This window comes from Streptomyces sp. NPDC090445, from assembly GCF_044769385.1.
In the GTDB taxonomy this organism is placed as follows: domain Bacteria; phylum Actinomycetota; class Actinomycetes; order Streptomycetales; family Streptomycetaceae; genus Streptomyces.
Map to the genome: position 1 here is coordinate 23,266 of NZ_JBIVXV010000018.1, position 18,030 is coordinate 41,295.

Here is an 18,030-nt window from a genome sequence, read left to right on the forward strand (position 1 = left end):
AGGCGTGTGGGGCACTATGTCGAGTGTGGCACCCGCACGGTCGTCGCGTGACGGCTCGGGACCGGCCAGACGGGCCGGCCGGGCGGTCGGGCGTGCCCTGCACCTTCCCGTCACGGGTACGGCGCGCGGGATCCGGCGGGCGACGCACGCGCACGGGGCGGGCGAGTCGGGCCTCGGCAAGCTGATCGAGCTGCACGCCGTCAACGGCGCCGGCGATGTGATGATCACCGTGGCGCTGGCGTCCACCGTGTTCTTCTCGGTCCCCACGGACGAGGCACGCGGCAGGGTCGCCCTTTACCTGGCCATCACCATGGCCCCGTTCGCCGTGCTGGCGCCGGTGATCGGGCCGCTGCTGGACCGGCTGCCGCACGGACGGCGCGCCGCGATGGCCGCCGCGATGCTGGCGCGGGCGGTGCTCGCGCTGCTGATGTCGGGCGCGGTGGCCACGGGCGGCATCGAGCTGTATCCGGAGGCGCTGGGCGTGCTGGTGGCGTCCAAGGCGTACGGGGTGGTGCGCAGCGCGGTGGTGCCGCGGCTGCTGCCGCCGGCGTTCTCCCTGGTGAAGGCCAACTCGCGGGTCACGCTGGCGGGACTCCTCGCGACGGGTGCGGCGGCGCCGGTCGCGGCCGGGCTGAACACGGTCGGGCCGCAGTGGCCGCTGTACGGGGCCTGCGTGATCTTCCTCGGGGGTACGTTCGCGGCGTTCACCCTGCCGCACAAGGTGGACGAGGCCAAGGGCGAGCGGCGGGCCCGGCTGTCCACGCACGAGCCGCACTCGAAGCGGCCGGGGCTGCGCACGGTCAGCCGGTCCGTGCTGTGCGGCCTGCTGGCCAACGCGGCCATGCGCGGCCTGTCCGGGTTCCTGATCTTCTTCCTGGCGTTCCTGCTGCGGGAGCAGCCGCTCGCCGGGCAGAGCGCCGCCGTGTCGCTGGGCATCGTCGGCGTCTGCGCGGGCATCGGGAACGCAAGCGGAACGGCGGTGGGCGCGTGGTTGAAGGCGCGCGCCCCGGAGGGCATCATCGCGGCCGTGCTCTCGCTGACCCTCGTGGTCGCGATCCTCGCCGCGGTGTTCTTCAGCGGGCTGATGGTGGCGGTGCTGGGGACCGCGGCCGGGTTCTGCCAGGCGCTGGCGAAGCTGTCGCTGGACGCGATGATCCAGCGGGACGTGCCGGAGGCGGTGCGGACCTCGGCGTTCGCCCGGTCGGAGACGCTGCTGCAGATGGCATGGGTGCTGGGCGGCGCGATCGGCATCGTGCTGCCGCTGGACGGGGCGCTGGGGATGGCGGTGGCCGCCGCGATCGTCGCCGCGGGCACGACGATGGCCGTACGCGGCCTCCTGTCGGCCCCCCGCCACCACCACACGGGCACCCCCCGCCCCCGCGTGGCCTGACGGGGACCGGGCGGGCCACGACCGCGAGGCGGGGCGGGAGCCGGGCGGGTCGCACCCCGGAGGGCCGGGTGGGGGTCGGGCGGGTGGGTGCGGGGCGGCGCGCCGCAGGTCGGCGGGACCCCGTGCGGCGGGGGAGCCCATGGGCCCGATAGCCTTCGGCTCATGACCGCACCGCTTATCTCGGGTAAGGGCCGCCGCCGCGTCGCGGCCCTCGGAGCCGTGTCCGCCGGCCTCCTCGTCCTCTCCGCCTGCGACAAGCCGACGCCGCTGGCGACCGTGACGGTCGGCACCTCGTCGGTGTCCGCCGAAGCCGTCTGCCAGGACAGCGCGGAGCTGTCCATCGAAAAGGTCCAGGAGTGCCTGACCGAGGCGAAGGACGCCAAGACCATCGAGTACGGCCGCGGTGACACCCTGCGGCTGGGCGTCGAGCCCGAGGTCGTCGAGGACGGCAACCGCTGGCAGGCGGTCCTGGACGGCCAGCCGATCACCGAGCCGTCCGCCAACACCTACCGCAGCTTCCCCGGCGCCGACATCTTCGCCACCGGCGGCCAGGGCGAGGCCCCGTCCTCGAAGAAGCTGAACATCGTCCAGGTCAGCGCGGACGGCAAGCCGCTCGCCGTCTGGGCCTTCAACGTCAAGCTCAAGTAACCCCGCGCAGGCGACCGTGCGCGCGCTCATCGTGACCGCGGTGGCGGCGGAGGCCGACTCCGTCGCCACCGGACTCATACCCCACCCGGACCCCGCCACGCCGGAGCCGCGCGCGCTCCCGGGGGGCTACCTCCTCGCCCGCCGTGATCTGCCCGGCCTCGCCGCCGACGTGCTCGTCGCCGGTGTCGGCCCGGCCGCGGCCGCGGCCGCCACGGCCACCGCCCTCGCGCTGGCCGACTACACGCTCGTCGTCTCCGCCGGCATCGGCGGGGGCTTCCAGCCCGCCGCCCCGCCCGGCTCCCTCGTCATCGCCGACGCGATCGTCGCCGCCGACCTCGGGGCCGAGACCCCGGACGGCTTCCGGACCGTGCAGGAGCTCGGCTTCGGCCGTACCGCCCACCTGCCGCCGGCCGAGCTCGCCGCCCGCGCCGCCGAGGCCACCGGGGCGCTGCTCGCGCCCGTGCTGACCGTCTCCACCGTCACCGGCAGCGCCGCCCGCGCCGCCGAGCTCGCCGCCCGGCACCCGCAGGCCGGGGCCGAGGCCATGGAGGGCTTCGGGGTCGCCGAGGCCGCCGCCGCGCACGGGCTGCCCGTCCTGGAGATCCGCGCCGTGTCCAATGCCGTCGGGCCGCGGGACCGGGCCGCCTGGCGCATCGGGGACGCGCTGGCCGCCCTGACCGCGGGATTCCGCGCGCTGGGGCCCGTACTCGTCCACTGGGGAGAACGCCATGAGCACCAACCTGAGCAGCGACCCGAGCAGCGCGGCCGCGCATCCTGACGGGGAGCACCCGCTCACCATCGCCTACTCGCCCTGCCCGAACGACACCTTCGTCTTCGACGCGTGGGCGCACGGCCGAGTGCCCGGGGCCCCCGCCCTCGACGTCACCTTCGCCGACATCGACCTCACCAACGGCATGGCCGAGCGCGGCGAGCTGGACGTGCTGAAGGTGTCGTACGCGGTCCTGCCGTGGGTGCTGGAGGAGTACGCGCTGCTGCCCTGCGGCGGGGCGCTGGGGCGGGGCTGCGGGCCGCTGGTCCTCGCCCGGGAGCCGGGCCTGAACCTGGCGGGGCGGACGGTCGCGGTGCCCAGCGAGCGCTCCACCGCCTACCTGCTGTTCCGGCTGTGGGCCGCCGACGTGCTGCCGGACGGCGTCGGCAAGGTCGTCGTGCTGCCGTTCCACGAGATCATGCCGGCGGTGCGGGACGGCCGGGTGGACGCGGGGCTCGTCATCCACGAGGCGCGGTTCACCTACCGGGACTACGGGCTGCACCGCCTCGCCGACATGGGCGAGCACTGGGAGGACACCACCGGCCTGCCGATCCCGCTCGGCGCGATCATCGCCAGGCGGTCGCTGGGCGCCGGGACGCTGCGGGCGCTGGCCGAATCCGCCCGCACCTCGGTCCGGATGGCCTGGGACGACCCGGAGGCCTCCCGCCCGTACGTACGGGCGCACGCGCAGGAGCTGGACCCGGCCGTCGCCGACCAGCACATCGGGCTGTACGTGAACGAGTTCACCGCCGACCTCGGCGACGACGGCTACGCGGCGGTGCGCGGGCTGCTCACGCGGGCGGCCGCGGAGGGCCTGGTCCCGGCCATCGCACCGGACGCCCTGGCCTTCCCGTAGACCGGACGCGGGAACGACGGTGCCCCGCCACTCGGAAGACTCGGAAGAGCGGCGGGGCACGGTGACACGCTGCGGAACGTCAGACGTCGAGCTGGTCGGCAACCGCGCGCAGCAGGTTGGCGATCTTCGTGCCGTGGACCTTGTCGGGGTAGCGGCCGCGCTCCAGCATCGGGGTGATGTTCTCCAGCAGGGTCGTCAGGTCCTGCACGATCGAGGCCAGCTCGTCCGGCTTGCGCCGCTGCGCGGCAGCCACCGACGGCGCCGGGTCCAGCACCGTCACCGACAGGGCCTGGTCCCCCCGCTGGCCTGCGACGACGCCGAATTCGACGCGCTGGCCGGGCTTGAGTGCGTCGACCCCCGCCGGGAGTACCGACGAGTGGACGAAGACGTCGCCGCCGTCGTCTCGGGAGAGAAAGCCGAAGCCCTTCTCACTGTTGAACCACTTGACCTTGCCGGTGGGCACGTCTGTCCTCTGTCCTTGCTCGTCGGGTCCGGGCGGCCGCCGCAGCGGCTCCGGACAACAGCGCAGCGGGTCATGGGTGACCCGCCGGCTCCAGGCTAGTGGGCGGTGGGCAGGCGACAAGACGATCCCCGGTCCTTCGCCGGTTCTTCGCTGTCGGCTGCTCAGGCCAGGGAACTACCCTGGGCGGGTGACTGTTACTCCTCACACCGACGAACCGCGGGCCGGCGACGGCCTCGTGCGGGCCGGTGGCATCGTCTTCATCCTCGGCGCCGTCGCCACGCTGGCGACCATGGCCCCGCTGTTCCTCCACACCGAGCCGCTCCCGTCGTACGCGTGGGCCATGTGCATGCTGATGGGCGTCGGCTTCGCGATCTCCGCGGCCGGCGTGCTCCGCTCCGCGGCCGCCCAGCGCAGGGCAGCCCGCGCGACGACACCCCCGTCGGAGCGCTGAGCCCGGGTCAGCGCACCTGCGCGGGCACGGTGGTCCGCCCGCTCCGGACGTACTCCGCCAGCCAGTCCGGCAGGGCCGTGAGGTCCGGCAGCACCACGTCCGCGCCCGCCTCCCGCAGCTGCGGCTCCGGGCACGGACCGGTCGGCACCGCCACCGACAGCGCGCCCGCGGTCCGGGCGCCGCGTACGTCGCCCACGTGGTCCCCGACGTAGACCTGCGCCCCGTACGCGCGCAGCGCCTCCGCCTTGGCCTCGGCCCACAGCCAGCCGACGACCGCGTCCGCGCGGATGCCGAGGTGGTCGAGGTGGAGGCGGGCGTTCGGCTCGTGCTTGGCCGTCACGACGATCGCCCGGCCGCCGAGCGCCTGGACGGCCTCGATCGCCTCGCGGGCACCGGGCATCGCCGGCGTCGACTCGATGGCGTACGCGGGGTAGAGCGCCCGGTAGCGGTCGGCCATGGCCTCGATCTCCGACTCCGGGAACCAGTGGGCGAGCTCCTGGTCGAGCGGGGGCCCGAGCCGGGTGACCGCCTCGTCGGCGTCGATGAACGTCCCCGTCTCCGCCGACAGCGCCAGGTAGGCGGCCTTGATGCCGGGACGGGAGTCGATGAGCGTCATATCGAGATCGAACCCGACGGTCAGCGGCGCGGCGGAGCCCGGAGCGGGCGCGGAGGTCTCGAAGGTCATACCGTCCATTCTGCCGACCGCGCCCCCGCCGAACCTGAACCCCCCACGACCCCGCCCCGAACCCCGGCCGAACACCCGGCCCCGCCCGTGGGGCCGGATCCCCCCGCCCCGCACTCGGACTCCCCGCCGCTCCGGGGGCTCCGCCCCGCGCCTCGTGCCCGTCAGGCCGCCCCGGCGGGGTGGTCAGCGGCGGCGGGAGCGCCAGGCGAGGTAGGCGGCCGAGGCCAGGGCCGCGGCTCGGGCCAGCCAGGGCCACATGCCCTGGAAGACGCCGCCCAGCCCCGCGTCCGTCAGCGGCGCGCCCCAGCGCCCGTCCAGCCGGCCCCACAGCCAGACCACGGCCCCGGCGAACACCGCCCCCGGCACCCCGAAGACGACCGCCTTCCGCTCGGTCGGCCCCAGCACCCGGGACGCGTACGCCAGCACCCAGCCGCCGATCAGCAGCAGCCACGAGCCGGCCACGGCTCCGGCCACCAGGACGCCGGCGGCCAGGAGGAGGAACAGGTGCGGCCTCGCGCGGGGGGCCGCAGCCGCCGGAGCTTTCGCCGGGGCGTCGGCCGGGGCTTCCGCGTCGGGCCTCCGCGCGCGCCGGCGGTCCCGCAGGTAGCGGACGAGGGTCTGCTGCTTCGCGGCCGCCTCCGGTGTGTCCCCCGGGGCTTTCGGTGTCGCCGCGTCGTCGAGGTCCTCCGGGCGGGCGAGGAGTTCCGGGATCTCGATGCCGCCCGTGAAGCCCTCCACCTGCGGCCCGCCGCCCCGCATCCCGCCGCCCCGCATCCCTCCGCCGCCGTACGGGCTCGCAGGGATCCGCCACCAGTCGGGTTCGTCCGCGCCCGCCGCGCCCTTCGCGGGCCGGTGGCGGCGCGGGCCGCGCTGGGCCGGGACCGCCCCCGCCCCCGCCCCCGCCTGCGCCTGCGCCTGCGGCTGCGCGGTCTCCGCCGGGGGCGCGCCGGCGCCGTCCAGGACGTCCTCCGGGGTGCCGATCCGCTCCAGGATGCCGCGGACCGCGTCCGGCGTCTCCGGCTCGTACTTGGCGCGCCGCCGGTCGATCTCGTCCCGCAGCCCCGCCACCAGCCGCATCCGGTCACCGGACGGCATCTGCCGCTGCTGCGCCAGGTCGCCGACACGGCTCAGATATGCGTAGACGAGGTGGTCGCTCTCGATCCCCATGCCCGGCTCCTCCCGTACCGCCCCGTACCGCCCTCCCGAAAGGTAGCGCGTGCGGCCCGTGGAGCCGCCGAGGGCGCAGCGGATAACGTTGGCCGGATGGGGACCGGCCGACGACCAGGAGGCGACCGTGCCTGAGCCGAGCAGCGCCACAGCAAGCAGCAGCGCCCCGCGCTCCCTCGCCGAGGCGCTGCGCGCCCGGGACGACGCGGCGCTCGCCGCCCTGCTGCACGCCCGCCCGGATCTGCTGAGCCCCGTGCCGGGGGACGTGACGCAGCTGGCGACCCGGGCCGGGACACGGGCTTCGGTGGTCCGCGCCCTGGACCGGCTCGACCGGTTCGCGCTGCAGACCGCGGAGGCCCTCGCGGTGGCCCCCGACCCGTGCCCGTACGGGGTGCTGGAGTCCCTGCTGGCCGGCACCCCCGACCCGGGCGGCACCGGAGCCCCGACCGCCCCCGCGGACAACGGCACCCGCGCCGAGCTCCCCCGCGCCGTGACCGCCCTGCGCGACCAGGCCCTCGTATGGGGCGACGACGACCGGCTGCGCCTGGTCCGCACCGCCCGCGAGCTCCTGGCACCGGCGGCCGCGCGCCCCTCGCCGACCGGCCTGGGCCCGACCGTCGCCGAGGCCACGGCCGGGATGTCCCCGACCCGGATCCAGGAGATCGTCGCGGCGGCGGGGCTGCCCGCGACCCACGATCCGGTGTCGGCGGTGGCCGCGCTGACCGGCCTGTTCACCGATCCGGAGCGGATGGCGGCTCTGCTGGGGGCGGCTCCGCCGGAGGCCCGGCAGGTGCTGGACCGGCTGGTGTGGGGGCCGCCGTACGGGGAGGTCACCCCGGACCCGGCGCCGCCCGTGCGCTGGCTGCGGGACCGCGGCCTGCTGCTGCCGGCGTCGCCGCGGACGGTGGTGCTGCCGCGCGAGGTGGCCCTGTACCTGCGGGGCGGTCTGGCGCACCGCACCCCGGAGCCGCTCGCTCCGCCGGTGGCGGCACAGCGCGAGCACCGTCCACAGCTTGTGGACGCCAACGCGGCCGGCCAGGCCCTGGCGGCCCTCGCCACCGTCGAGGAGCTGGTGAAGTCCTGGGAGCACGTCGGCCCTGCGGTGCTGCGCGCGGGCGGACTGTCCGTACGCGACCTCAAGCGGACCGCGGCCGCCCTGGACACCGACGAGCCGACCGCCGCGTTCTGGGTCGAACTCGCCTACGCGGCCGGCCTGCTGGCCAGCGACGGCGAGGCCGACGAGCGGTACGCACCCACCCCCGCCTTCGACGACTGGCTCGAACTCCCGCCCGCCGAACGCTGGTCGGCCCTCGCCACCGCCTGGCTGCCGGCCACCCGCACCGCCGGCACGGTCGGCGAGCAGGACCCGAAGGGCCGCACCCTCGCCGTCCTCGGCCCGGGCCTCGACCGGTCCGGCGCGCCCGAGGTGCGCCGCCGGGTCCTGGAACTCCTCGCCGCGCTCCCCGAGGGCGGCGCCCCCGACCCGGAGGTCCTCCTCGACCGGCTCGCCTGGGAGCGGCCCGTCCGCGGCACCAGCGAACTGCGGGCCCGCCTGGCCCGGTTCACGCTCACCGAGGCCGAGGTGCTGGGCGTCACCGGCCGCGGCGCGCTCTCCGCGCCCGGCCGCGCCCTGCTCGAACACCGCGACCCGGCGCCGCCGCTGGCCCCGCTGCTGCCCGAACCCGTCGACCACGTGCTGCTGCAGGCCGACCTGACGGCGGTGGCGCCCGGGCCGCTGCGCCGGCCGCTCGGCGACGTGCTGGCGGTGCTGGCGGAGGTCGAGTCCAAGGGCGGGGCGACCGTCTACCGCTTCACGCCCGGCTCGGTCCGGCGGGCCCTGGACGCCGGGCGGACCGCGGCCGACCTGCACGCCTTCCTCGGCGAGCACAGCATCACCCCGGTCCCGCAGCCGCTGACGTACCTGATCGACGACGTGGCCCGGCGCCACGGCCACCTGCGGGTCGGCGCCGCGTCCTCGTACGTGCGCTGCGACGACGACGGCATGCTGAACGAGATCCTGGCCGACAAGCGGTCCGCCGGGCTGGGCCTGCGCCGCCTCGCCCCGACCGTGCTGGCCGCGCAGGCCGACCCGACCGCCCTGCTCGACGGGCTGCGGGCGATGGGCTACGCCCCGGCCGCCGAATCCCACACCGGCGACGTGCTCGTGGCCCGGGCCGACGCCCACCGCACCCCGGCGCGCGCGAGGCCCGTACCGGTGCCGGAGGGGCCGCCGGTACCGGACGAAACCCTGCTGGGGGCGGCCGTACGGGCGATCCGCGCGGGCGACCACGCGGCGACGGCGGTCCGCAAGGAGCCGGCGGGCGCGGCCGCGGGCGACTCCGGGGGCGGGTCCGCGGCGGCGCCCGCGCCGGGCGAACTCCCGCGCACCAGCGCCGCGGAGACCCTGGCCACGGTGCAGGCGGCCGCGCTGACGGGGTCGTCGGTGTGGATCGGCTACGTGAACGCGGAGGGGGCGGCGAGCCAGCGGGTCATCGCCCCGGTGCGGGTCGAGGGCGGCTTCGTCACCGGCTACGACCACACGGCCGACGAGGTGCGGACGTACGCCCTGCACCGGATCACCGGCGTCGCGGAGCTGGAGGAGGAGCACCTCTAGCGCCGTGGCACCGCGGGCCCGCGAAATCCGCTGGCCAACAGCGCTGCACCTCACAGAGGCTGACTCCATGTCCGACAGCACGCCCTCGCGGGCCCCGGAGGCGCACACGGCGCCCCACCGGCAGATCCGCGCCGCCCACACCGACACCACCATCACCGTCTACCAGGCGTACGCACCCCACCTCGGCCTCCCGGCAGCACGCGACGGCCGGTTCCCGCCCGCCTGGAAGCGGGAGCGCATGACCTGGATCAAGCCGTCGTTCCTGTGGATGATGTACCGCTGCGGCTGGGCCACGAAGACCGACCAGGAAACCGTCCTCGCCGTCGAGATCACCCGCGAGGGCTTCGACGAGGCCCTGCGCCGCGCCTGCCTGTCGCACTACGAACCGGGCACGCACGCCGACCGTGAGGGCTGGCAGCGGTCCCTGCGCGACTCCCCGGCCCGCGTCCAGTGGGACCCCGAGCGGGACCTGCACCTGAACCCGCTGCCGTACCGCTCGCTCCAGCTGGGCCTGTCCGGGCCGGCCTCGCGGGCGTACGCCGACGAGTGGACGGTCTCCATCCGCGATGTCACGCCGCTGGCGCGGGAGATCCACGCCCTGGTGCGGGCCGGCGACGAGGCCGCGGCGCGCGCCCTGCTGCCTGCGGAAACGCCGTATCCGGCGGGCTCGTTGGCGCACCTCGGGACGTAGTCGGGCGGCCGTCGGGCGGCCGCAGGGCCGGGCCGGAAGCGGAGCCTCTCATACCTGTTAGCGCAGGTCGGGAGGGAGGGGAATGGCTCCCGGGGTTCTGTGGCACAGCGGTGACACATGAGGGATGCATCGCCTGTACAGCTTGTGTGAAGATCGGTACTTCGCAGTAGCGGCCCGCACACGAGACCGCGCACCACCCGCACCACCTGCACCACCCGCACCGCCTCACCGGCCGGCCCGGCACTCTGCCGCGGCCGTTGCGCGCACTTCGCCGTCGCCTTCCCGCCGGCGCCCGTTCCGCACGGAGCGCCTGCCCGTTTGGTTCCTTGGGGGAAATCCGCACATGCCCGCTCGCACCGCCGCCCGCCGCCCCGTCCGCGCCGCTGCCGCCACCGCCGTGGTCGCCGCCGTCGCCGGCACCGCCCTCATGCCGCTGTCGGCGTACGCCGCCCCGGCCGAGGACGACGGCGTTCTGAAGATCACGATGAGTGCCCCGACGCCCAGCGGCCAGCTGAAGCCCGGCGGGACGCCGGGGACCTTCGAGCTGATGGTGAACAACCCTTCGGACAAGGTCCGCGCCTTCCACCCGTCAATCAGCGGCATTCCCAAGGGCCCGAGCCCGCTCCAGCAGAACGACGTGACCTTCCAGGTCGAGCCGGTCGGCGACACCCCGGCATCGGAGTCCTTCGCCGTCCAGCAGGGCAGCAGCTGGGAGCGCGTGTTCCGCCCGACGGGCAAGACCGGCGGCTTCGAGGTACCGGCGGGCGGTAAGCTGACCTGGAAGGTCACCGTCGGCCTCGGCGCGAGCTACCCGACCAACCTCGGCGACTTGGAACTGCTCGCGTCGTCGGCGCCCGCCTCCGAGCTGGCGAAGGACGGCAAGGCCTCCCTCACCTTCAAGAAGGACCCGGCCGTCAAGGTGGGCGAGTTCAAGACCTGGATCGCCAGCGTCGGCACCTGCGAGGGCAGCGCGGCGCCCGACTGCCGCGAGCTGAACGTGAAGTACGTCGCCACCGGCGAGGGCACGTTCAACACCGCGCTTGGCTCCCGGCTGGTGCTGGACTCCCCGGAGCTCGACTCGGCCGACCTCCAGGTGCGGGCTCAGGTCGACGGCAAGTGGCAGGACGCCAAGGCCGACTCCGGCAAGTTCACCCTGCCGGTCATCTCGAAGGAAAACTTCGGCGCGGCCTCCGGTGAGCGCTCCACCCGCATCCAGATCAAGCTCGGCCCGAAGTCGAAGCTGACGAAGACCACCGCGTTCACCGTGGCGACGGACGTCTTCCTCAACGAGGGCAACACCCACCCCTTCACCGGGATCCGGGGCGGGAAGATCGACCTCGCCCCGGCGCAGGGCACGTCGTCCCCGTCGCCGTCGCCGACCACGTCCGCCTCCCCGTCGCCGTCCGCCTCGGCTTCCGCTTCCGCGTCCGCCTCGCCGTCGGCCTCCGCGTCGACGACCGCGGCCGCCGGGGGCACCACCGGCACCACCACCACGGGCTCGGGCTCCCTCGCGAACACCGGCGCCAACTCCAACACCGGCCTGTACTCCGCCCTCGCCGCGGCCCTGGTCGCCACGGGCGGCGCCGCGGTCTGGCTCGGCGCCCGCCGCCGCAAGGCCGTCTCCCAGGCCTGATCCGCACCGCAACGACACCCCGAAGGGGCCCGGCACGCCACAGCGTGCCGGGCCCCTTCGGCCGTTGCATCCGTATCGCGTCGCCCGCCCGTGGTCAGCGGGCCGTGTACTCCACCCGCTCCGGCTCGAACGGCCAGACCTCCGCGAGCCAGCGGGACACCGCCTCGTACAGCGGCCCGTCCAGCGCCGCCCGGTCCGCCCGCACCCAGGAGCTGACGTGCACCGGCCGCGGGCTGCCGCCCTCCTTCGCCGGGTAGATGTACACGCAGCCGATCACGTCGTCCCCGTCCAGGACGCTGTACGTGAACCCGGTCCGGGCCGCGAAGTCCCGCGCGTGCCGGGCCAGGTCGCGCCGGTTGTCCTCGGCGGACATCCCCTCCGGCGGCGGCCACCCCCGCCCCTCGAACCCGGGCGTGGCCCGCACGTGCGCGATGCTGCCGCCCCAGGCGGCGAGGTCCCGCTCGTTGTGCTGCTCCCCGAGCGGCTCCAGCCGGAATCCCTCCCCGGCCAGCTCCAGGGGCACGTCGAAGTCATCGGGTACGAAAGCCCCTTGATCGTTCATGCCCCGACCCTAAACGGGCCGGGTACCGCGCCCCGCAGGGGCGCGGGGAACTGCGCGACCAGCCCCCACCGGCCCGCGGTTCCACGACCGAACTCGCCGCCACCGAATCCCCCGGGATTCCACGAGCGCCCGGCGGGGTGTCCCACGCCCCCGTCCGCCCGCGACACACCCAGGCCGCGCAGCGATACGGCAGACTGGAGGTTTGGCCGTCCGCGACCGGGCGGCCACCCGACGCCGGAAAGGGACGTCTGTGAACGGGCCTCTCATCGTCCAGAGCGACAAAACCCTCCTCCTTGAGGTCGACCACGAGCTCGCCGGGGCGGCGCGGCGCGCCATCGCGCCCTTCGCCGAGCTGGAGCGGGCGCCCGAGCACATCCACACCTACCGGATCACCCCGCTCGGCCTGTGGAACGCCCGGGCCGCGGGGCACGACGCCGAGCAGGTCGTCGACGCGCTCGTCGAGTACTCCCGCTACCCCGTCCCGCACGCCCTGCTCGTCGACGTCGCCGAGACCATGGCGCGCTACGGCCGCCTCACCCTCTCCAAGCACCCCGTGCACGGCCTGGTACTGACCAGCACCGACCGGCCGGTGCTGGAGGAGGTCCTGAAGTCCAAGCGGATCGCCCCGCTCGTCGGAGCCCGCATCGACGCCGACACCGTCGCCGTGCACCCCTCCGAGCGCGGCCAGATCAAGCAGACCCTCCTCAAGCTGGGCTGGCCCGCCGAGGACCTCGCCGGGTACGTCGACGGCGAGGCGCACCCCATCGAGCTGGAGGAGGACGGCTGGGCCCTGCGCCCCTACCAGCAGCAGGCCGTGGAGGGCTTCTGGCACGGCGGTTCGGGCGTGGTCGTGCTGCCCTGCGGCGCCGGCAAGACGCTCGTCGGCGCGGGAGCCATGGCCAAGGCCAAGGCGACCACGCTGATCCTGGTCACCAACACGGTCTCGGCCCGCCAGTGGAAGCACGAGCTGGTCCGCCGGACCTCGCTCACCGAGGACGAGATCGGCGAGTACTCCGGCACCCGCAAGGAGATCCGGCCCGTCACCATCGCCACCTACCAGGTCCTCACCACCAAGCGGAAGGGCGTCTACCCGCACCTGGAGCTCTTCGACTCCCGCGACTGGGGCCTGATCCTCTACGACGAGGTGCACCTGCTGCCGGCGCCGGTGTTCAAGTTCACCGCCGACCTGCAGGCCCGCCGCCGGCTCGGCCTGACCGCCACCCTGGTCCGCGAGGACGGCCGGGAGTCCGACGTGTTCTCGCTGATCGGGCCGAAGCGGTTCGACGCGCCGTGGAAGGAGATCGAGGCGCAGGGCTACATCGCCCCGGCGGACTGCGTCGAGGTCCGGGTGAACCTCACCGAGTCGGAGCGGCTCGCGTACGCGACCGCCGAGACGGAGGAGAAGTACCGCTTCTGCGCGACGACGGCGACCAAGCGGAAGGTGACCGAGGCCCTGGTGCGCAAGCACCTGGGCGAGCAGACCCTCGTCATCGGGCAGTACATCGACCAGCTCGACGAGCTCGGAGCGCACCTGGACGCGCCCGTCATCAAGGGCGAGACCTCCAACGCGCAGCGGGAGAAGCTCTTCGACGCCTTCCGCGAGGGCGAGATCAGCGTGCTGGTGGTGTCGAAGGTGGCGAACTTCTCCATCGACCTGCCCGAGGCGACCGTCGCCATCCAGGTGTCCGGCACCTTCGGCTCCCGCCAGGAGGAGGCCCAGCGCCTCGGCCGCGTGCTGCGCCCGAAGGCGGACGGCCACGAGGCCCGCTTCTACTCGGTCGTCGCACGCGACACCATCGACCAGGACTTCGCCGCGCACCGCCAGCGGTTCCTGGCCGAGCAGGGCTACGCCTACCGGATCATGGACGCCGACGAGCTCCTCGCCGCCGACTGAACCGGCTGCGGCTGCACCGGCTGCACCGGCACCGGCTGCACCGGCGGCGGGGCGGGCGGGCGGACGCCGCGGGGCGCGGTCCCGCCCGCCCGGCCGGACCCGCCCGCCTGTACGGGCCCGCCCGCCGGTACGCGTGCGGCCGCCGGTACGGGTACGAGCGCGCGGATCGCCCGGGTCAGGAAGGCGAGCAGGGGCACGGCCCAGACCCACAGGTGCGGCCAGTACAGCAGCAGGCCCGGGCCGGCCACGCCCAGCAGGTGATCCCAGAACTCGGCGGATTCCCGCGGCAGCACCAGCAGCCCCAGCAGCCCGGTCCCGGTGAACGCGGCCAGCGCCGTCAGCCCCGCCCGGACCCGCCCGGTCAGCAGCAGGTACGGGATGAACACCGCCGGGGTCAGGGTGATCCCGGCGGCCGTGCCCAGGGCGAACCCCTTGCCGAGGGCGGCCTCGCGGCGGCCCAGGTCCCACAGGACCAGGCAGGCGAGCGCCAGGCTGACCTGCCCCGGCAGCAGCCCCTGGAACAGCGGCTCGACCCACAGCCCGGCAATGGTGGCGGCCAGGACCGGGCCGGGCCGCGGCCGCAGGCCCGCGAGGCGGCAGGACAGCAGGATCAGCAGGGAGAGCAGGCCGGCGTTGCCGAGCACGAAGACGGCCTTGAGGACACCGGGCGGCAGCCACGCGGCCGGCGTGAACAGGATCCCGGCGAAGGGCGGGTAGGCGGCGGGCGGACGCCACTCGGTTCCCGAAACCCCGGTGACGGCCTCGACCAGCGCATCGGCAACCGGAATGCGCAGCACGATGCACAGCACGCCCAGGGCGAGCAGCGAGCCCGTGACCAGCACGCCGGCCAGGGGCGACGGCGAGGCCGGGTGATGGAGAGGGTGGAGGGGGTGGAGACGCCGGATCACGGGCGTGACCCTAATGGATCAACGTCGGGGCCCCACCGGTATCCGGCCAGCGGGCCGGCCCCGGCAGGCTGCCGGGCCGGAGGGCCGGGATGCGCCGAAGCGGAACCGGCTCGGACGGCGGATGCGGCGGACGGCGCTCCGGAGGCGGCGCCCGGGCCGGCCGCCGCCGTCCGGTCAGCGGCGTATGACGCCCGCGTCCTCGCCGTACTCGCCGAGGACGACGACGCTCACGGCCGCCGCGACGAAGACCTTCACGGCATGCAGGACGTTGCCGACGACGTGGTGGTGGCGGCGGTTGTCGGAAGTGGCAGTGGCGCCGCTCGGGCGGCCACCGTGGACCGGGATGAAGGTTGCGGTGCTCATGTCTCCATGGTGCGTTCACAACCCCGTCCCGCGCATCGCTCCCGGGGCGGAATCCCGAGGGCCCCCGCCTACGACTGACGTCCCATGCCGCCCCCCGCGGCCCACCCTGAGGTCTGACACCCCCGGGTACGACACCCGGACGGCGGACGGCCCACCCGGAACCTCCCGCCCGGAACCGCAGGCCAGGGAAAACCGTTCGCGCCGCCCGGGACCCCTGACTACAATCTCCGCTCTTGCCGCCTCCCGCCGCCGTATCGGGGAGAGCGCCCACCGGCCGGAACCGGCGGGCACGCGTGGCCCCGCCGGCCGCGCAACCGATCACGCCACCGACCCCGCAGACCAGCCGCTGGAGGCAGTCCCGTGCCCGCGCACGCCCCCGAGCCCGCCGCCCCCGCCGCCCCGGTACCGGCCCCCGCCCCGTCCCCCGCCACGGTGTCAACCCCCGCCCCGATGTCGGCCCCCGCCCCGGCCGCCGAGGCAAGCCACCCCCTCGCCCGCGAGCAGGCCCACCTCGCCTCCTCCCGCGCCGCCCTGCGCGCCATGCGCGCGGACGTCGAGGCCCTCGACATCCGCGACGTCACCGCGAACTGGGTCAACGCGATCGTCCTCCAGGCCCAGATCGACGACCGCATCAAGGCCCTCGCCGACCTCGCCCACACGCCCCTCTTCTTCGGCCGCCTCGACTACCTGCACGCCCCCGGCGCGGAGCTCGCCGAGGGCGCCGAGGGCGAGCAGTTCTACATCGGCCGCCGCCACGTCCACGACGCCGACGGCGACCCCATGGTCATCGACTGGCGCGCCCCCGTCTCCCAGCCCTTCTACCGCGCCTCCAAGAAGGACCCGCAGGACGTCGCCCTGCGCCGCCGCTTCGGCTACACCGGCGGCGAGCTCACCGCGTACGAGGACGAGCACCTCTCCGACCCCGCCGAGACCGCCGCCGTCAGCAAGCTGCTCCAGCAGGAGATCGAGCGGCCGCGCGTCGGCCCGATGCGCGACATCGTGGCCACGATCCAGCCCGAGCAGGACGAGATCGTCCGCTCCGGGCTGTCCGGTTCCGTCTGTGTCCAGGGCGGCCCCGGCACCGGGAAGACCGCCGTCGGCCTGCACCGCGTCGCCTACCTGCTGTACGCGCACCGCGAGCGGCTCGCCCGCACCGGCACCCTCGTCATCGGCCCGAACCGGTCCTTCCTCCAGTACATCGAGCAGGTCCTGCCCGCCCTGGGCGAGCTGGAGGTCAAGCAGGCCACCGTCGAGGACCTGGTCACCCGCGACGGCCTGGAGGTCCGCGGCGCCGACGACGCCGCCACCGCCGTCGTCAAGGGCGACGCCCGCATGGCCGAGGTGCTGCGCCGCGCGGTCCGCTCGCACGTCAGCGAGCCCGCCGAGCCCCTGATGGTGGTCCGCGGCTCGCGCCGCTGGCGGGTCCCGGCGTACGAGCTCCAGGAGATCGTGGCGGAGCTGCAGCAGCGGGACATGCGCTACGGGGCCGCCCGCGACGCGCTGCCACAGCGCGTCGCGCACGCCGTGCTCGTACGGATGGAACAGGCGGGCGAGGCGCCCGACGACCGGGTGCAGGACGCGGTCGCACGGAACACCGCCGTGAAGGCCCTGGTCAAGGCCGTGTGGCCGGCCGTGGACCCGGCGAAGCTGGTACTGCGGCTGCTGTCCGACGCGGAGTTCCTCGCCGCGCACGCGGACGGGATCCTCTCGGCGGAGGAGCAGGAGCTCCTGCTGTGGGCCAAGCCGGCGCGGAGCACGAAGTCGGCGAAGTGGTCGCCGGCCGACCTGGTCCTGATCGACGAGGCCGCGGACCTGGTGGAGCGCACGCCCTCGCTGGGCCATGTCGTCCTCGACGAGGCCCAGGACCTGTCCCCCATGCAGTACCGGGCCGTCGGCCGCCGCTGCACCACCGGCTCCGCGACCGTCCTGGGCGACCTCGCACAGGGCACCACGCCGTGGGCGACCCGCGACTGGGCCGAGGCCCTCGGGCACCTGGGCAAGCCGGAGGCGGCGCTGGAGGAGCTGACGGCGGGCTTCCGCGTGCCGCGCGAGGTGATCGCGTACGCCTCCCGGCTGCTGCCGGCCATCTCCCCCGGGCTGGCGGCGGTCTCCTCGGTCCGCGAGACCCCGGGGTCGCTGGCGGTGACGCCGGTGCCGGAGGCCGCGGAGCTGACCGGCGCGGTGGTGGCCGCCTGCCGGGACTCGCTGGAGCGGGAGGGATCGATCGGCCTGATCGCAGCCGACGCCCGGATCCCGGACCTCGCCTCGGCCCTGGAGGCGGCCGGGCTGGCCTGGCTGTCACCGGGCGAGGAGACCACCGCCCGGACCCGGCTGACGCTGGTTCCGGCGTCGCTCGCGAAGGGCCTGGAGTACGACTACGTCGTGCTGGACGAGCCCGCCGCGATCGTCGCGGGCGAACCGGACGAGCGGACCGGGCTGCGCCGCCTGTACGTGTGCCTCACCCGTGCCGTCTCCGGCCTGACCGCCCTCCACGCCGCCCCCCTCCCGCCGACCCTGACCACCTGACCCGGCCGCCGGGTCGGCTCCGCCTGCCCCAGCCGCCGGGACCGGGCCGGGCCGCCCCGGCCGCCCGGGCCTGCCCCACCCGGCCGCCCGGGTCTGCCCAACCGGGGCTCCGCACTTTCGAAGCCGGGGTCCGGCAAAATCCAGCCCCGCCGGCGTTTGAGGCGCGGGGTCTGGGGCGACGCCCCAGAAAACCCGGCTCCGCCTCCGCCTCCGCCTCCGGGCAGGTGTTCTCAGCCCCGCCGGCGTTTGAGGCGCAGGGTCTGGGGCGGCGCCCCAAGAAACCCGGCTCCGCCGGGCAGGGGGGGGGGGCCGGCGCCCCCGCCCCCCCCCCCCCCCCCCCGGGGGGCGGGCCCCCCCCCCCCGCCCCGGGGGGGGGGGGGGCGCGCGGGGGGGGGGGGGGGGGGGGGCCG

At 75.4% G+C, this 18,030-nt stretch carries 16 protein-coding genes; 10 read left to right on the forward strand and 6 right to left on the reverse strand.

Annotated elements, in window-relative coordinates:
* The first annotated feature begins 16 nt into the window (after positions 1 to 16).
* The 4 genes from ACIQUT_RS27515 (at position 17) to ACIQUT_RS27530 (ending at position 3,663) form a co-directional block, all read left to right on the forward strand.
* A complete protein-coding gene (locus tag ACIQUT_RS27515; RefSeq protein ID WP_403566550.1) occupies positions 17 to 1,390 on the forward strand; it encodes an MFS transporter in 1,374 nt (457 codons plus the stop codon).
* A 162-nt stretch (positions 1,391 to 1,552) separates the two neighbouring features.
* A complete protein-coding gene (locus tag ACIQUT_RS27520; protein WP_403566552.1) occupies positions 1,553 to 2,038 on the forward strand; it encodes a DUF2771 domain-containing protein in 486 nt (161 codons plus the stop codon).
* 16 nt (positions 2,039 to 2,054) lie between these two features.
* Positions 2,055 to 2,816, forward strand: coding sequence for a futalosine hydrolase (locus tag ACIQUT_RS27525; RefSeq protein ID WP_403566554.1), 762 nt, complete (start codon positions 2,055 to 2,057; stop codon positions 2,814 to 2,816).
* Entirely contained in the window at positions 2,767 to 3,663 is an 897-nt protein-coding gene (locus ACIQUT_RS27530; RefSeq protein WP_403566556.1) for a 1,4-dihydroxy-6-naphthoate synthase, read from the forward strand. Before ACIQUT_RS27525 ends, ACIQUT_RS27530 begins: the two co-directional genes overlap by 50 nt.
* A gap of 79 nt (positions 3,664 to 3,742) precedes the next feature.
* On the opposite strand, the gene ACIQUT_RS27535 is transcribed toward ACIQUT_RS27530, so the two are convergent.
* On the reverse strand, positions 3,743 to 4,126 hold the full coding sequence (locus tag ACIQUT_RS27535) for a cold-shock protein (protein ID WP_179178196.1): 384 nt from the start codon (positions 4,124 to 4,126) through the stop codon (positions 3,743 to 3,745).
* 187 nt (positions 4,127 to 4,313) lie between these two features.
* Between ACIQUT_RS27535 and ACIQUT_RS27540 the strand changes: the two genes are divergently transcribed.
* Positions 4,314 to 4,577 (forward strand): hypothetical protein, encoded by a 264-nt coding sequence (locus ACIQUT_RS27540; protein WP_403566558.1) that lies wholly within the window; start codon positions 4,314 to 4,316, stop codon positions 4,575 to 4,577.
* Between the two features lie 7 nt (positions 4,578 to 4,584).
* Here the strand turns inward: ACIQUT_RS27540 and ACIQUT_RS27545 are convergent, their stop codons facing one another.
* Together ACIQUT_RS27545 and ACIQUT_RS27550 are read right to left on the reverse strand one after the other, a co-directional pair.
* Positions 4,585 to 5,262 carry an HAD family hydrolase gene (locus ACIQUT_RS27545; protein ID WP_403566560.1) on the reverse strand — a complete coding sequence of 226 codons (678 nt, stop codon included), beginning with the start codon at positions 5,260 to 5,262 and terminating at the stop codon, positions 4,585 to 4,587.
* Between the two features lie 183 nt (positions 5,263 to 5,445).
* On the reverse strand, positions 5,446 to 6,429 hold the full coding sequence (locus ACIQUT_RS27550) for a hypothetical protein (RefSeq protein ID WP_403566561.1): 984 nt from the start codon (positions 6,427 to 6,429) through the stop codon (positions 5,446 to 5,448).
* Positions 6,430 to 6,556: 127 nt separating this feature from the next.
* Here ACIQUT_RS27550 and ACIQUT_RS27555 point away from each other — a divergent pair, with 127 nt between their 5' ends.
* From ACIQUT_RS27555 to ACIQUT_RS27565, 3 genes are all read left to right on the forward strand, one after another.
* Positions 6,557 to 9,043, forward strand: coding sequence for a helicase C-terminal domain-containing protein (locus ACIQUT_RS27555; protein WP_403566563.1), 2,487 nt, complete (start codon positions 6,557 to 6,559; stop codon positions 9,041 to 9,043).
* Between the two features lie 67 nt (positions 9,044 to 9,110).
* Entirely contained in the window at positions 9,111 to 9,734 is a 624-nt protein-coding gene (locus ACIQUT_RS27560) for a DUF4291 domain-containing protein (RefSeq protein ID WP_403566565.1), read from the forward strand.
* A gap of 343 nt (positions 9,735 to 10,077) precedes the next feature.
* Positions 10,078 to 11,367 carry a hypothetical protein gene (locus ACIQUT_RS27565; protein WP_403566567.1) on the forward strand — a complete coding sequence of 430 codons (1,290 nt, stop codon included), beginning with the start codon at positions 10,078 to 10,080 and terminating at the stop codon, positions 11,365 to 11,367.
* 94 nt (positions 11,368 to 11,461) lie between these two features.
* On the opposite strand, the gene ACIQUT_RS27570 is transcribed toward ACIQUT_RS27565, so the two are convergent.
* A complete protein-coding gene (locus ACIQUT_RS27570; protein WP_403566569.1) occupies positions 11,462 to 11,929 on the reverse strand; it encodes an N-acetyltransferase in 468 nt (155 codons plus the stop codon).
* Between the two features lie 250 nt (positions 11,930 to 12,179).
* On the opposite strand from ACIQUT_RS27570, the gene ACIQUT_RS27575 reads away from it, so the two are divergent.
* Positions 12,180 to 13,823 (forward strand): DNA repair helicase XPB, encoded by a 1,644-nt coding sequence (locus tag ACIQUT_RS27575; protein WP_403566570.1) that lies wholly within the window; start codon positions 12,180 to 12,182, stop codon positions 13,821 to 13,823.
* On the opposite strand, the gene ACIQUT_RS27580 is transcribed toward ACIQUT_RS27575, so the two are convergent.
* A complete protein-coding gene (locus tag ACIQUT_RS27580) occupies positions 13,781 to 14,731 on the reverse strand; it encodes a glycosyltransferase family 87 protein (RefSeq protein WP_403566572.1) in 951 nt (316 codons plus the stop codon). The genes ACIQUT_RS27575 and ACIQUT_RS27580 overlap by 43 nt on opposite strands.
* A 174-nt stretch (positions 14,732 to 14,905) precedes the next feature.
* Positions 14,906 to 15,094, reverse strand: coding sequence for a hypothetical protein (locus ACIQUT_RS27585; RefSeq protein WP_403566573.1), 189 nt, complete (start codon positions 15,092 to 15,094; stop codon positions 14,906 to 14,908).
* A gap of 450 nt (positions 15,095 to 15,544) precedes the next feature.
* On the opposite strand from ACIQUT_RS27585, the gene ACIQUT_RS27590 reads away from it, so the two are divergent.
* Positions 15,545 to 17,620 (forward strand): HelD family protein, encoded by a 2,076-nt coding sequence (locus tag ACIQUT_RS27590; RefSeq protein ID WP_403566746.1) that lies wholly within the window; start codon positions 15,545 to 15,547, stop codon positions 17,618 to 17,620.
* Positions 17,621 to 18,030: the final 410 nt, after the last annotated feature.

Excerpts from the sequence above, each read along its gene's own strand:
- ACIQUT_RS27515 (WP_403566550.1), top strand. The coding sequence starts at position 17 with ATGTCGAGTGTGGCACCCGCACGGTCGTCGCGTGACGGCTCGGGACCG.
- ACIQUT_RS27520 (WP_403566552.1), top strand. The coding sequence starts at position 1,553 with ATGACCGCACCGCTTATCTCGGGTAAGGGCCGCCGCCGCGTCGCGGCC.
- ACIQUT_RS27530 (WP_403566556.1), top strand. The coding sequence starts at position 2,767 with ATGAGCACCAACCTGAGCAGCGACCCGAGCAGCGCGGCCGCGCATCCT.
- ACIQUT_RS27545 (WP_403566560.1), bottom strand. The coding sequence starts at position 5,262 with ATGACCTTCGAGACCTCCGCGCCCGCTCCGGGCTCCGCCGCGCCGCTG.
- ACIQUT_RS27550 (WP_403566561.1), bottom strand. The coding sequence starts at position 6,429 with ATGGGGATCGAGAGCGACCACCTCGTCTACGCATATCTGAGCCGTGTC.
- ACIQUT_RS27560 (WP_403566565.1), top strand. The coding sequence starts at position 9,111 with ATGTCCGACAGCACGCCCTCGCGGGCCCCGGAGGCGCACACGGCGCCC.
- ACIQUT_RS27565 (WP_403566567.1), top strand. The coding sequence starts at position 10,078 with ATGCCCGCTCGCACCGCCGCCCGCCGCCCCGTCCGCGCCGCTGCCGCC.
- ACIQUT_RS27570 (WP_403566569.1), bottom strand. The coding sequence starts at position 11,929 with ATGAACGATCAAGGGGCTTTCGTACCCGATGACTTCGACGTGCCCCTG.
- ACIQUT_RS27585 (WP_403566573.1), bottom strand. The coding sequence starts at position 15,094 with ATGAGCACCGCAACCTTCATCCCGGTCCACGGTGGCCGCCCGAGCGGC.
- ACIQUT_RS27590 (WP_403566746.1), top strand. The coding sequence starts at position 15,545 with ATGTCGGCCCCCGCCCCGGCCGCCGAGGCAAGCCACCCCCTCGCCCGC.